This is a genomic window from Streptomyces sp. M41(2017), assembly GCF_002078175.1.
Classification (GTDB): domain Bacteria; phylum Actinomycetota; class Actinomycetes; order Streptomycetales; family Streptomycetaceae; genus Streptomyces.
Map to the genome: position 1 here is coordinate 1,676,337 of NZ_MWFK01000002.1, position 12,592 is coordinate 1,688,928.

The window sequence follows — 12,592 nt, forward strand, 5'->3', positions numbered from 1 at the left end:
TTCAGTCGCGCGCGATCAACGCTGCGTGCGGCACCCGGACCGGCGCTCGGCCGGCAGTGCGGGGGCGGGCGCGGGTGGCATCGACGGCCTGCGCGCTCGGCGGCCTCCGCCCTGGGCTCAGAACAGTCCGAGCTGGGTCACCAGCATCGCCACGACCATCACCAGGGTCCAGCCCAGCACGTGTTCGAGGATCTTCGGGCCGTCCTCCCGGGGGCCGCCGGTGCGGGCACGGAGACGGGAGGCGGTGGCGGAGCTCGCGGTCATGGCATCTCGCTGACGTAGTGGTGCGGTCGAATCACCCGCCCCCGCCGGCTCCCCACCGGCCCGACCACCTTGCCACCGGAGCCGGCCCCGGCGGTAGAGAGCTTGCTCACGCCGACGCTTCGACCAGCGTCGAAAGCCTGGGAATGCCGCGACGGCAGGCGAAGGGTGTGGGTCTCGTCACACATCCGCGCTCGGTCAACCGAAAGGTCCTCGATGAGCACGTTCCGGACGCCCCGCCGCCGCGCCCGTCTCACCCTGGCCGTGGCGGTCGCCGCGACGGCCGCCTTCACGGGTCCGGTCTCGCAGGCGGCCCCGGCCCCCTCTCCCCGTGCCGATGTCCCGTCCCCCGGTGCGGCGGGGCTCGGCGACCCGGTGTTCCCGCTCGACGGCAACGGCGGCTACGAGGTGAGCCGGTACACCCTCGGCTTCGACTGGCAGGCTCCCGCCACGCCCTTCGAGGCGTCCACCTCGATCAGGGCGACCGCCACCCAGGCCCTCTCCCGCTTCGACCTGGACTTCGCCGGCAACGCCCTGCACACCGTGACCGTGAACGGCACGACGGCCGCCGCCGTGCGCGAGGGCGACGAGCTGGTGATCACCCCGCGCACTCCCCTGCCCCGCGGCAGGGCCTTCACCGTCAAGGTCACCTACACCGCGGACCCGACGCTCATACGCCACCGCGACGACGCGATCGAGGACTACGGGTGGATCCCGACGCCGGACGGCACGGTGCTCTACCCGCAGCCCGACGGCGCCAAGATGATCTTCCCGTCGAACGACCATCCGAGCCGGCGGGCTCCGGTCACCTTCCACGTCACCACCCCGGCCGGGCTCACCGCCGTGGCGAACGGCAGGCTCACCGACCGCACCGAACTGCCCGGCGGCCGCGTGAAGTGGACGTACGACTCCGAACAGCCCGTCGCCACCCAGCTCGTCCAGCTGGCGATCGGCCGGTTCACGTCGGTCGAGAGCACCGGCCCGCACGGACTGCCGATCCGTGACGTCGTCCCGGACGACCTGGTCGCCCCGACCGCGCAGTACCGCGCTCTCACCGCCGAGCACCTCGCGTGGCTGGAGGACCGGCTCGGTCCGTACCCGTTCGACCGGTACGGACTGCTCGTCGGCGACACCGATCTCGGGGTGGCGCTCGAGACGCAGACGCTGTCGCTGGTTCCGAAGGCCGACCTGCTGGGCGACCGGGTGAGCGCCGAACGGAATCAGGTGCACGAACTGGCCCACCAGTGGACCGGCGACAGCGTCGGCATCAGCACCTGGTCCGACCTGTGGCTGAGCGAGGGCCACGCGCGGTTCTACGAGCGCCTGTATTCCGAGGAGCACGGCGGGGGGAGCTTCGCGGAGGCCATGAGGACGGCGTACGCGAGCCACGACCAGTGGCGGCACGACTACGGGGCCCCGGCCGAGCCGACCGAACCCAGCCTCTTCAAGCGCATGCGCTACGACGGCTCGGCGCTCGTGCTGTACGCGCTGCGGGAGAAGGTCGGCGACGCCGTGTTCCGGAAGATCGAACGGGCCTGGGTCAGCACCTACCGCGGCCGGAGCGCGCGGACACGCGACTACGTCGACCTGGCCTCGAAGACCGCCGGCCAGGATCTCGGCGGATTCCTGCACCCGTGGCTGTACGGCGCGAAGACGCCGCCGATGCCGAACCACCCCGACTGGACGGTCGATCCGGTCCAGGGCTGAGGCCCGAGGGGCGGCCCCCGGCGCGGGGGCCGCCGGTCGGCTCAGCGGATGCCCACCGCCGCGAGCGCCTTGAGCTGGCGCGGGGAGGGGTGGGCCGGGAAGTACAGGTAGCAGACACCGCCGGTCCCGGAGGAGACACCGCCGGAGGCGTTGTAGCGCTTGGTCCGGAGCCAGATATTTTCCCACTCGGAACGCTTGTAGACCCGGCGCACCGCGTCGTCGCCCGGGGACGCCGGGTCGTTGGCGATCACGTCGCCGTCGGCGGTGAAGCCGATGACCGTCATGAGGTGACCCGAGGTGCCGTACCCGGCGCCCGTCAGCTCGGTCTTGAGGAACGACTGGGACGTTATGGCCGGGATGCCGGCGGCGATCAGCGTCTCCAGATCGGTGAGCGAACCGAGCCGGGTCACCACACCCTGGAGGTCCTTGTACGTCGCCGCGTAGGCCGCGTTGAAGGGCCAGTTGCCGCATCCGTCGTACTGGTAGTCGAAGGTGGAGCGGGCCGCGAGGCACACCTGCGGGTCGGCGTAGGACGGGTCGACCCAGGCGAGCTGCTCCGCCGTCGGCTTCCGGCCCCAGTACTCGATGATCATCTGCGAGGAGGTCGGACTGCACCAGGCCTCGCCGCCGTTGTCGTACTCCGGGTACTGCCCGGCGTGGATCTCCTGCGAGTAGCGCGGCACCCGCAGCTCCTGCGCGAGCCCCGGGGTGGAGGCGGGGACGCTGAAGCGGTCCGGGATGTCCGAGCCCATCGCGCCGAGCCGCCACACGGTCGGCGTCAGCCGGGAGCCCGGGGTGCGGTACAGGGTGAGGCGCAGCCGGTAGGAGACGAGGCGCAGTCCGGAGGCCGCGTCGTCGATGGCGAAGGTGTCCGTCCAGATGCTGCTGCGGCCGTCGCTCTGGTCGTCGACGGAGGTCCGCCGGATGTCCTCCTCGCCGGAGGCCCAGCGGCCCATCACGTACCAGGGGGTGGCCGTGCCGTCGGAGTACGTGCCGGCCAGCTCCACCTGGAGCCAGGTGCCGGCCGGGGTGTGCGCGTTCCAGGAGGCGATGACCTCCGTGGCGGGCACGCCGAGCCGGTGGACCGGGCTGGTCCAGGTCGCGTACTCCCAGGTGGCCGTCCTGCCGGTGTGCGGGTCGGTGTAGTCCGTGGTGCCGGCCCGGGCGACGATCACCAGACCGGGGCGCACGCCCGGCACGGCGCGCGTACCCCGAGCGGCACCGCTGCGCCAGTCGGTGTACGAGGTCCAGGCGCGGTTGTCCACGAGTGCGCCGCGAGCCCTGGCCGGGCGGTCCGGGACGGCGGCGGCGGGGCCGGTGGCCCCCACCGCCGCCGCCGCGGCTACCGCGGCGGCGAGGACTGTTCTGCGGGACGGCTGTTCGGCTCTGCTCATGGGTGGTTGACCCCCAGGTGTCCGGAACGGGCGGGCCCAAGCTCGGTCGTGGGCCAACTATGGACGCCGGGGGCCGACTTCTGCCAGCACTTTCGGCCATGCCACGCCCACCAATATTGGTCGGGACCACTGGCATGACCTGCGGCGCCCCCGGCCCCGGCGGGGTGCCGGGACCGGGGCGGGCCGATCAGACGAGGTCCATGGCCGCGACCTCGTCGGGGCGGCCGTAGCTCACGGGCCCCTGGAAGCGGCGGCGCGCGGTGGCGAACCACCACACCGTGGCCACGATCAGGACCGCGGCGAGCGCGATCGAGGCGTAGTTGAAGGTGGCGCCGGTGATGGGCGAGCCCTGCGGCAGCATGAACAGCACGCTGCTGGCGAGGATCCAGATCACGGCCACCCAGCCGACCGGCCTGCTCCAGCGGCCCAGGTTCCAGGGCCCGGGCCGGAACTCGTCCCCGAGCCGCAGCCGCAGGAAGATCGGCACGGCGTAGGCGAGGAAGAGGCCGACGACGTTGACGCTGACGATCGCGGTGAAGGCGGTGTGCGACCACCAGCCGGGCAGGACGAGCACCAGCGAGCAGCCGACGGCCAGCCACACGGCCTTGACGGGCGTCCGGGTGCGGGGCGAGACGGAGTGCCACCAGCGCGAGCCCGGCATCGCCCCGTCCCGGGAGAAGGCGAAGATCTGGCGGGTGTTGCTGGTCAGGTTGGCCAGTCCGCAGAACAGCATCGCGCCGATCACGACGAGCAGGATGATCTTAGCCATGCCCATGCCAAGCCCGTCGATGAGAATCCGGACGGGCGGCGCCGAGGACGCGGCCACCTTGTCGTAGTCGTGAATGCTGTAGACGAGGGCCAGCATCAGGACCAGACCGGTGATCGCGGAATAGCCGATGGCCCGCATGATCCCCTTGGGCGCGTTGACCGTCGCCCGGACCGTTTCCTCGGACATGTGGAAGCTGCCGTCGAAGCCCGTGAAGGTCCAGCTGGTGACGAGCAGGCCGAGCATCCCGCCGTAAAGCCCGTTCGTGAAACCGGTGTTGTTCGCGAAATGCGTGACGAAGGAGGGCGACTGGTGGTCGTCGGGCATGACGACGAGGGTGCTCACGATCACGACGAGCCCGATCAGCAGCCACCAGACGGAGATCCGGTTGAGCAGGGCGACCAGCTGGACCGTGTAGGTATTGGCCAGACCCTGGAGCACGATGATCAGCGCGGTGATCAGGACGGTCTGCTGCGCGGTCGGCTCGTAGGTGTGCCGCTGGAGGGCAACGAAGGCCTGGATGAAGGTGGCGGCCGCGTATCCGGTCGCGGCCGTGCCACCCACCTGACCCACGAAATTCAGCCAGCCCGTGTACCAGGACCAGGCACCCTTGTGCCGCTTGGCGAGCTTTCCGGCGGAGAAATAGAGGGCCCCGCTGGTGGGATAGGCGGACGCCACCTCACCCATGGCGGCGCCGATGAAGAGAACCATCACGGACACGCCGATCCAGCCGAACACGAGAATGCGGGGCCCGCCCGCGTTCATCCCGAATCCGAAGGACGAGAAGATTCCCGAGACGATGTTGATGATCGTGAAGGAGATCGCGAAATTGTCGAACGCCTTGAATCGGCGGGTGAGTTTTCGCGGATATCCCATCGCGTGCAGTGTCGCGTCGTCGTCGAGCGTGGCGGAATCCTGTCCGGCACGGGCTCGCGCGTGGGGGGCCGATATCCGTTCTGACACAACTGACCTTTCTCTCGGAGGTGTCGTGGGGTCTCTCGGGGTGTTCCGGACGGCGCCCCGGCGTGGTCGGGCGGTCTCGCGAGGCCGCCCGGACGCCCGGCGGGCGCCGGCGGTCAGGGTCCTCCGGGTACGGCCAAGCCGCAGGCGCGGCGGGCCCGGGAGAGCTGCTCCTCGGGTTCGCCGAACACGCTCCACGGCATGCGGCTCGCGTACGGCCCCATGGCCGTGAGCACCGCGCGCGCCTCGAACTCGCACTGCGCCATGAAGAGCGCGTGCGCCAGGTACGCCAGGTCGAGCACCGGCGTGAAGCGGTATCCGGACGCCTCCGGCAGCCAGTGCCGGTAGATCGCGAGCGCCGTCGAGCGCCACTGCGGCTGCTCCCAGGTGCGGTCGACCAGCAGCTGCGAGGGGTCGTAACTCTCCACCAGGGCGACCAGCGGCAGCAGCCGCAGCGGCGAGGTGGCGGGGGCGCGCTGGCTCAGAAAGGCGGCGACGTCCCAGGCCGCGTTCACCGATCCGCCGTACCGCGTGAAGAAGAAGGCCAGAAACCGGTGGTGGCCCTCGCGGTGCCAGGGGTCGAGGCGCAGGATGTGCGAGAACAGCTGCCAGGGGCCGGGCGGCTGGGTGAGCAGTCCGTGCGGTGCGGCGTCCCGCAGATCGTGCAGCCGGGCCATGGACAGCCGGGCCACCCAGGGCGTCGGATCGGCACGGTCCATGACGGCGGCCCGGTCGCAGGCGGTCAGCGCTATCCGCTCCAGCGCCTCGGCCCGGTCGTCCTTCGCGTCGGCCGCGCGCAGCGCCCGCAGGACGGCGACGCGGGCCCACAGGAGCGCGGACTCGGGCGACCCCTCCTCGGCCAGCCAGCGCTCGGCGAGGTCGGAGTCGGCCGCCTCGGAGGCGAGAACAAGGGAGCGGTGGGCGCGGAGCGGGAAGTCGGCACGGGTCTCGGTCAGAGCCTCGTGCGCGCTCAGATAACGGCCGGCCCGGACATCCATGCAGACGCTCGCGAGTCTGCGGTCGTCGGCCGCCGGATGCCACACGTACTGCCCCTCGAATAACCCCGCGGCCATCTTCCCCTGTCCATCCCCGTGCGACATCCCACCGTTGCGCACCAGGCACCCTACTCAGCTTCCCGGAGAACCGGAACGCCGTATCCGAAATACCTGCTTCCGCCTGGACCTGGACCTTTGGAGCGGGCGACGGGATTTCTTGAGGAATGTTCAATCAGTAGTTCAACACAACACCATTCAGCACCCACGGATCCGTCGCCCGCACTCCCTCGATAGAATGTTCCTCAGGAATATGCTCCACCCCGGCTCGCCCCTCCCCCGCTCCTCCCTCCTCTCATCCCGGGATGCCCCATCGAAGCCCTCGCCGCCCGGCTCCGCCGGCTGCCGCCCTCCTGCGGGCCCGTGCGCCTCATCGGCGTCGACGGCCACGCGGGCTCCGGAAAGACCACGTTCGCCGGGGAGTTGGCGGCGGCCCTCGGCGGCGCACCCGTCCTGCACCTCGACGACGTCGCCACCCACGAGGAACTCTTCGGCTGGACCGGGCGCCTGCTGAGCCAGGTGATCGAGCCGCTGCGGCGGGGCGAGAGCGGCCGGTACGCCCCCTACGACTGGACGGCCCGGGAGTTCGGGCCGGTCCGTGAACTGCCCGCCAAGCCCGTGGTGATCCTGGAGGGCGTCGGAGCCGGGCGCCGCGCGGTGCGTCCGTGGCTCGCGCGGCTGCTGTGGATGGAGTTGCCGCACGACGAGGCCTGGGCGCGCGGGATGCGACGGGACGGCGCGGCGCAGAGCGAGTTCTGGGCCGGCTGGGTCCACGCGGAGCGCCGGCACTTCACGGAGGACCCCTCACGGCCCTTCGCGCAGCATGTGGTGCGGCAGAGTTCCGAGGGGTACGAGGTGCTGCCGGGGCCTGTTGGGACGCCCGGACAGGACGGGTTCATCACGCACGGTGACGGACCATCCGCAGTGTGCTGAACTTGTGAAGAGCGGCCCCGGAGAAGTTCCCCCAGTGCCTCAACTCTCCTTGACCGAGGGGCCGTACAGGTCTTACGTTCTGAATGAGCGGCCTTCGGGAGCCGCCCCCGCAGTCGCGAAGCCCCCGGTTGTTCCCCCGTGATCGGGGGCTTCGTTCTGCCCACACCCCCCTTTTCCGGACGCCCTGCGCCGCGTTCCGCTCACCCAGGGTCACCATCCGTTGTGCGCCCCGTCTGCTCCCACCTCGTGGAACGGGCTGTGCGGCACCCTTCGGCACGCCCATGAACCGCAGGTACGATGCCTCTCGGTGCGACCTTCGGACGGCTGCTCTGCGCACCACTGCAACTCCCGTCCGCGGCACAGTCGTTCGACCAGAGATGCCGGCGGGCACCTGCCCGGCGGCAAGGGAGGTGTCCTGCATCCACGAGACACTTCCCGACCATCGGGGGCACGGTTTGTGGGGGACGTGATGGACTTCGGCACGCAGGGCCCCGAGGCCCCGGCCGACCTCGCCTGGCTGCGAGGTGTGGACGCCTACACGATGGGCGCCTACCCGCAGGCGGAGGAGGAGTTCCGCGCCGCGGTCCGGATGGACCCCGGCATGGCGGACGGCTGGCTCGGACTGCACGCGCTACGGGTGGACACGACGACCGCGCTGTTGCGGATGTTCCGGCACCGGGACCGCTTCGGCGAACAACGCGCCCGCCACCGGCGCACCATCAACTCCTGGTACTGGCTGGGCTGGTGGGTGCAGCCGGTGCTGGAGAGCCCGCGGGACCTGCTGCTCGCGCACGCCTCGCACTGGCTCGACGGACGCCATGTCCCGGAACTGGACCGGGCGTTGGCCGGGCTGCCACCGGTCGACGCGGACCACCAGGTGCGGTTCCTGCACGCGTGCCGCGCCTATCTCGTCAAGGACTGGGAGCAACTGGTCCGCCACACGGACCCGCTGATCGACGATCCGATGCTCGGCATAGAGGCCGGTCTGTTCGGCGGCATGGCACGGGTCAGGCTGGAGATGTTCGGGCACGCCGAGCCGCTGTTGTCGTCGGCGCTGATGCGCTGCCGCAGCGAGCAGCCGCAGCGCAAGGAACTGCGCTACTGGCTGGCCCGCGCCCACGAGGGAACCGGCCGTTCCGCGGCGGCCCTCCCGCTGTACCGGGCGGTGCACCGGGTCGACCCGTCGTTCATGGACACCTCGGCCCGCCTCGCCGCCATCTCCGAGGGCGACGGGTACGACGACGCCGCCGCCGACCTCGCGGCGATCACCCTCGCCGGAGTGGGCCAGGACGTCCTGGAGGGCCCGGACGGCGTGGATCCGCTCTTCGGCTCCGAGGGGCGGGACCTGAAGCTCTCGGAGCCCGATCCGCCGTCGGGGGGCCTCCAGCCGGACACCGACGTCTTCCGGGAGAAGGCGATGGTGCCGGTGCAACCGCTGCCGACCGGCCCGACCGACCCGGCCTTACTTGAGGAGGCGCTCGCCGAACTGGAGCGCATGGTCGGCCTGGAGCCGGTGAAACGCCAGGTAAAGGCGCTGTCGGCGCAGTTGAACATGGCTCGGCTGCGCGCCGGGCAGGGCCTCCCGGTACAGCCGCCCAAACGTCACTTCGTCTTCTCCGGCCCCTCCGGTACCGGCAAGACCACGGTGGCCCGCATCCTCGGCCGGGTCTTCTACGCGCTCGGGCTGCTCGGCGGCGACCATCTGGTGGAGGCGCAGCGGGCCGACCTGGTCGGTGAGTATCTGGGCCAGACCGCCGTCAAGGCCAACGAGCTGATCGACTCGGCGATCGGCGGCGTCCTCTTCGTGGACGAGGCGTACTCCCTGTCCAACTCCGGCTACGGCAAGGGCGACGCGTACGGCGACGAGGCCCTCCAGGTCCTGCTGAAGCGGGCCGAGGACAACCGCGACCATCTCGTCGTCATCCTGGCCGGCTACCCCGAGGGCATGGACCGCCTGCTGGCCGCCAACCCCGGCCTCTCCTCCCGCTTCACCAGCCGGGTGGACTTCCCCTCCTACCGTCCCCTCGAACTGACCTCGATAGGCGAGGTGCTGGCCGCCGAGAACGGCGACGTCTGGGACGAGGAGGCGCTCGACGAACTGCGCTCCATCGCCGGCCATGTCGTCGACCAGGGCTGGATCGACGAGCTGGGCAACGGCCGCTTCCTGCGCACGCTGTACGAGAAGAGCTGCGCCTACCGCGATCTGCGGCTGACGGGCTACACCTCCACGCCCTCCCGGGACGACCTCTCGACGCTGCGGCTGCCCGACCTCATGCAGGCCTACGGGGAAGTCCTGTCGGGCCGGGGCCCGCACGATCCCTCGGGGATGTGAGAAGGCCCCGGCCTCCACGGGCCGTGCGACCACCGGGGCGGTCGCACGGCCCGTGGAGAACCGGGGCCCACGCGCACGGTCAGCTGGCCAGCGCCTCCTCCGAAGCGGCCGGGGCCGGACTCGGACTCGGGCGGACCTCCGTGACCCGCACCGGTGTGACGTCGCGGTGCGCCGGGTCACGCACCTCGCCGACGAGCAGCTCCAGCACGTCCTCCAGCGCCACCAGGCCGAGGACCTTGCCGGCCGCGTCGGCGACCTGGGCGAGGTGGGTGGCGGCACGCCGCATCACGGTGAGGGCGTCGTCCAGCGGGAGTTCGGCCCGCAGCGTGGTCATCGGGCGCCACATCTGCTGCGGGACCGCGCGCTCGGACTCCTCCAGGTCGAGGACGTCCTTCACATGGAGGTAGCAGCCCATGAAGGCGCCGTTCTCCGCGACCACGGGGAACCGGGAGTAGCCCGTGCGCGCGGTGAGCGCCACGACCTGGCCCGGCGTCACCGAGGGGTCCACGGTGATCAGCGAGTCGCTGTCGAGCAGGACGTCGGTGACCGGGCGGGAGCCCAGCTCCAGCGCGTCCTCCAGCCGCTCCTGCTCCTCGGGGTCGAGCAGGCCGGCCTGCCCCGAGTCCTCCACCAGGCGGTTGAGCTGCTCGCTGGTGAAGACCGCCTCGACCTCGTCCCGGGGCTCCACCCCGAACAGCTTGAGGATGAGCCGGGCGCAGGCACCGAGGGCAAGGGTGACCGGCCGGCACAGCCGGGCGAAGGCGACGAGACCGGGGCTGAGCCACAGAGCCGTCTTCTCCGGCGCCGCCATCGCGAGGTTCTTCGGGACCATCTCGCCGATCACGAGGTGGAAGAAGACGACGAGGGCGAGCGCGATCACATAGCCGAGGGGGTGGATCACCCCGTCGGGCAGGTGGACGGCCTCGAAGAGGGGTTCCAGCAGATGGGCGACCGTCGGTTCGGCGACCGCGCCGAGCGTCAGCGAGCAGACGGTGATGCCGAACTGGGCCGCCGCCATCATCTGCGGAAGCCGCTCCAGGCCGTACAGGACCTGCCGGGAGCGGGTGGTGCCCAGCGGCTCGATCTGGCTGCGCCGCACCGAGACGAGGGCGAACTCGGCGCCGACGAAGAAGCCGTTGGCGAGGACCAGCAGAACGGCGAGAAGAAGTTGGAGCATGCTCATCGGACGGCCTCCGGGGCGAGCGCGGTCCGCACCAGGCGGACCCGTTCGGCGCGGTAGTGGCCGACCTGCCGGACCGACAGACGCCAGCCGGGGAGTTCGGCCTTGTCGCCGGGTGCAGGGATCCTGCCGAGCAGGTCGGCGACGAGGCCCGCCACGGTCTCGTACGGTCCCTCGGGCACGTCCAGGCCTATGCGCTGCAGGACGTCCACCCGGCAGCTGCCGTCGGCGTCCCAGGCGGGCCTGCCGTCCTCCGGCGGGGCGGCGGCGAGCTCGGGCGGTTCGCCGAGCACGTCGTCGTGCTCGTCACGGACCTCGCCGACGAGTTCCTCGACGATGTCCTCCAGGGTGACCACCCCGGCGGTGCCGCCGTACTCGTCGACGACCACGGCGATCGGCTGCTCGCTGCGCAACTGCTCCAGGAGCGGCTGCACGGGCAGCGTCTCCGGGACGAGCAGCGGAGCCTGCGCGATCCGGCCGACGGGGGTGCGCAGCCGGTCGTGGGAGGGGATCGCGAGGGCGTCCTTGAGGTGCACCATGCCCACGATCTCGTCGATCCGCTCCCGGTAGACCGGGAAGCGGGAGAGGCCGGTGGCACGGGTGAGGTTGACCACGTCCTCGGCGGTCGCCGAGGACTGCAGGGCGCTGACCCGGACGCGCGGCGTCATGACGTGCTGCGCGGTGAGATCGGCGAGGGACATGGTGCGGACGAAGAGGTCCGCGGTGTCCTGCTCCAGGGCACCGGCCTGGGCCGAGTGACGAGCCAGGGAGACGAGTTCGCCGGGGGTCCGGGCGGAGGCCAGTTCCTCGGCGGGTTCGACGCCGAGGGCCCGGACGAGCCGGTTGGCGACCGTGTTGAGCGCGGCGATCACCGGCCGGAACAGGCGGGAGAAGACGTGCTGCGGGCCGGCCACGAACCGCGCGACCTGGAGCGGCTTGGAGACCGCCCAGTTCTTCGGCACGAGTTCACCGATCACCATCTGCACGGCGGAGGCCAGCAGCATGCCGACCACCACGGCGATACCGGGCACCGCCCCTTCGGGCAGGCCGATCGCGGTGAACGGGCCGTGCAGCAGCCGGGCGAGCGCCGGTTCGGCGAGCATGCCGACGACGAGCGAGGTGATGGTGATGCCGAGCTGTGTTCCGGAGAGCTGGAACGAGAGCTCCTTGAGCGACTCGACGACCGTGGCGGCGCGCTTGTCGCCGTCGGCCGCGGCCTTCTCGGCCTCGGGGCGCTCGACGGTCACGAGACCGAACTCGGCGGCCACGAAGAATCCGTTGGCGAGAATCAGCAGGAACGCCGCGCCAAGGAGCAACAGGGGGATGGTCATGCCGCCGCCTCGCTATGTCGACAGGGGGCGGCGCAGGTACTACAGGACGATCCGTCCATCGCTGGAGGGAGTCACTCCTCGGGTAGCAGGGAGCCTCTGAGGGCGGGGGCCACATCGGAGGCGGAGGCGCGATGAAACGCCTCCGCCACCAGATTAATCAAGACATGGGCCCTCAGGGCAGGGTGGAAGGGCGAGAGTCAGCCCTGATGTTCGTCACGTTGCCCGCCCGGTTCACGGACGGAGCGGGCTTCGACGAGGGCGCGCAGGGTCCGCGCGTCCTCGATGGCACGCCGTCTGGCGATGCCCGGCTGGATGCCGAGCACCGGCAGGCTGGTGCCGTCACTGAGGTCCAGGAACACCCACGGGTCGCCGGGGCGCAGGTTGACCCGCAGGATCTCCGCCCAGTCCAGGCGGCGCCGGCCCGCGATGTTGACCACGGTGACGCCGGTCTCGTCGGCGACGACCTTGGGCCGCGAGAGCAGCAGCAGGACACCGAAGAGCAGGGCGGCGGTGAGGATGAAGCTGAGTCGCTCCCCCGGTCCGAGCTGCTCCAGGAGCATCGCGACCGTGGTGATGACCACCAGGATCGCGGCGCCCGCGCCGAGCAGCACGGCGCGGGTGCGGGCCGGGCGGAAGGTGACCGGAAGAGCGGGGAGGTCCGACATGTCCAGAGGTC

At 71.2% G+C, this 12,592-nt stretch carries 10 protein-coding genes; 3 read left to right on the forward strand and 7 right to left on the reverse strand.

The window, feature by feature from the left end:
* Positions 1-117 precede the first annotated feature (117 nt).
* On the reverse strand, positions 118-264 hold the full coding sequence (locus tag B0675_RS40825) for an SCO1431 family membrane protein (protein WP_107482899.1): 147 nt from the start codon (positions 262-264) through the stop codon (positions 118-120).
* A 213-nt stretch (positions 265-477) separates the two neighbouring features.
* Here B0675_RS40825 and B0675_RS33120 point away from each other — a divergent pair, with 213 nt between their 5' ends.
* Positions 478-1,968, forward strand: a complete 1,491-nt coding sequence (locus B0675_RS33120) for a M1 family metallopeptidase (protein WP_081223288.1) — start codon at positions 478-480, stop codon at positions 1,966-1,968.
* Between the two features lie 41 nt (positions 1,969-2,009).
* Here B0675_RS33120 and B0675_RS33125 read toward each other — a convergent pair whose 3' ends face one another.
* From B0675_RS33125 to B0675_RS33135, 3 genes are all read right to left on the reverse strand, one after another.
* The gene (locus B0675_RS33125) at positions 2,010-3,362 is read right to left on the reverse strand and encodes a peptidase C39 family protein (RefSeq protein ID WP_081223289.1); all 1,353 of its coding nucleotides are present in this window, start codon (positions 3,360-3,362) and stop codon (positions 2,010-2,012) included.
* A gap of 187 nt (positions 3,363-3,549) precedes the next feature.
* Positions 3,550-5,091, reverse strand: coding sequence for an amino acid permease (locus B0675_RS33130; RefSeq protein ID WP_081223290.1), 1,542 nt, complete (start codon positions 5,089-5,091; stop codon positions 3,550-3,552).
* Between the two features lie 113 nt (positions 5,092-5,204).
* Positions 5,205-6,161 carry a hypothetical protein gene (locus tag B0675_RS33135; RefSeq protein ID WP_179165488.1) on the reverse strand — a complete coding sequence of 319 codons (957 nt, stop codon included), beginning with the start codon at positions 6,159-6,161 and terminating at the stop codon, positions 5,205-5,207.
* Between the two features lie 291 nt (positions 6,162-6,452).
* Between B0675_RS33135 and B0675_RS33140 the strand changes: the two genes are divergently transcribed.
* The gene (locus B0675_RS33140; protein ID WP_081223292.1) at positions 6,453-7,073 is read left to right on the forward strand and encodes a hypothetical protein; all 621 of its coding nucleotides are present in this window, start codon (positions 6,453-6,455) and stop codon (positions 7,071-7,073) included.
* Between the two features lie 469 nt (positions 7,074-7,542).
* Positions 7,543-9,405 carry an AAA family ATPase gene (locus B0675_RS33145; protein WP_081223293.1) on the forward strand — a complete coding sequence of 621 codons (1,863 nt, stop codon included), beginning with the start codon at positions 7,543-7,545 and terminating at the stop codon, positions 9,403-9,405.
* Positions 9,406-9,484: 79 nt separating this feature from the next.
* Here the strand turns inward: B0675_RS33145 and B0675_RS33150 are convergent, their stop codons facing one another.
* From B0675_RS33150 to B0675_RS33160, 3 genes are all read right to left on the reverse strand, one after another.
* The gene (locus tag B0675_RS33150; RefSeq protein ID WP_081223294.1) at positions 9,485-10,588 is read right to left on the reverse strand and encodes a hemolysin family protein; all 1,104 of its coding nucleotides are present in this window, start codon (positions 10,586-10,588) and stop codon (positions 9,485-9,487) included.
* Positions 10,585-11,916: a hemolysin family protein gene (locus B0675_RS33155; RefSeq protein ID WP_081223295.1), complete on the reverse strand. Its 1,332-nt coding sequence runs from the start codon at positions 11,914-11,916 to the stop codon at positions 10,585-10,587. Before B0675_RS33155 ends, B0675_RS33150 begins: the two co-directional genes overlap by 4 nt.
* 197 nt (positions 11,917-12,113) lie before the next feature.
* Positions 12,114-12,581 (reverse strand): PH domain-containing protein, encoded by a 468-nt coding sequence (locus B0675_RS33160; protein ID WP_081223296.1) that lies wholly within the window; start codon positions 12,579-12,581, stop codon positions 12,114-12,116.
* Positions 12,582-12,592 lie beyond the last annotated feature (11 nt).